General features: G+C 62.0%; 2 protein-coding genes. One reads left to right on the forward strand and one right to left on the reverse strand.

The annotated features are described in order from the left end of the window. On the forward strand, positions 1-319 hold a 319-nt coding region (locus G113_RS20050), incomplete at its 5' end, for a helix-turn-helix domain-containing protein (RefSeq protein WP_005914505.1). Positions 320-448: 129 nt separating this feature from the next. Here the strand turns inward: G113_RS20050 and G113_RS20055 are convergent. Further along, the coding region (locus G113_RS20055; RefSeq protein WP_040319445.1) for a tripartite tricarboxylate transporter permease at positions 449-1,415 on the reverse strand (967 nt) is incomplete at its 5' end.

Consider the following 1,415-nt stretch of genomic DNA (forward strand, 5'->3'; position numbering starts at 1 on the left):
CTATCGGCAGAGCAGCCAGGCCCTGGCCAGCCTGGCCCGAGTATCAGCCAGCAGGACGTGGACGCCCTGTTTCGGTAGCACTGCCGGCAGTGCCAACCCGCTCACGCTGCCCAAAGGCATCGATGCCCTGACTCTGGAGCGGATCCTGAGCGCCCTGGCGGGCGAGGGGGCGAGCGCGGAAGAGATAGGTGCCAGGGTCGGGGTGAGCCGCACCACGGCGCGCCGTTACCTGGAGTTTCTGGTGGGCCAGCAGCTGGCATCCCCTGAGCTCGAATATGGTACCGTCGGACGTCCCGAGCGCCGCTATCGCCGCCGCTGAGCACAGATGCTACGGACAAAGAAAGAGCGCCTTGATGGCGCTCTTTTTATTACTGCTTGTTATCACTCTGGTTTATCAAGGTCTCTGCTCATTATGGGTAGGGTACTGAGGCGGCAGAGTGCCATCGATTCAGGAATGAGTCACAGGTTCACCCTTGGGTTCCTTGCGAGCCTGCCACCATTGCCAGAGCGGGATCATCAGCATAGTGATGGTGATGATCGTAAAGCCGAGGGTGATGGGGCGTTCCCACATAAAGCTCATGGAGCCATCGTTGATCACCAGGGCGCGGCGCAGGTTGTCTTCCAGCATGCCTCCCAGGATGAAGCCGAGCAGCATGGGGGCCATGGGGAAATTGAGCAGGCGCAGGCCGATGGCGATCAGCGCAACTAACGTCATCACATGGATGTCCATGGTGTTGAACGACACCAGATAGACCCCGGTCAGGGAGAAGAGCAGCACCATGGGGATCAATACCGGACGTGGTACCGCCAGTATCCTGGCCAGGTAAGGAATGAGTGGCAGGTTGAGGATCAAGAGCACCACATTGCCCAGATACATGGAGATGATCACCGACCAGAACACGTCCGGATGCTCCATGAACAGACGAGGACCCGGCTGGATTCCATAGGCGACCAGGGCACCCAGGATCAGGGCCGTGGTGCCCGAGCCCGGGATCCCCAGGGTCAACAAGGGCACGAAGGAGCCGGTGGAGGCGGCATTGTTGGCCGCTTCCGGGGCGGCCAGGCCGCGCAGGCTTCCCTTGCCGAACTGGTCCTGATGCTTCTTGCCAGCGATGTTGCGCTCTGCGCCATAGGCCATGAAGGCGGCGATGGTGGCGCCAGCCCCCGGCAAGACGCCGATGAGAAAGCCCAGCACGGACGAACGCATGATGGGGGGGGCGATTTCGCGCACCTCTTCCCGGCTCAACTTGAGGCTGCCGAGCTGCTTCATCTGCTTGGCCTCCTCCTCGCTGTTGTCCTTGCCCGGGCGCAGCACCGACATCAGGATCTCCGCCAGGGCGAAGGTAGCCATGGCCAGCAGCAGGAAGGAGAAACCGTCGCGCAAGTCCGGCAGCCCGAAGGTGAAGCGGTCCACC

The sequence above is a fragment of the Aeromonas molluscorum 848 genome, assembly GCF_000388115.1.
GTDB classification, from domain to species: Bacteria; Pseudomonadota; Gammaproteobacteria; order Enterobacterales; family Aeromonadaceae; genus Aeromonas; species Aeromonas molluscorum.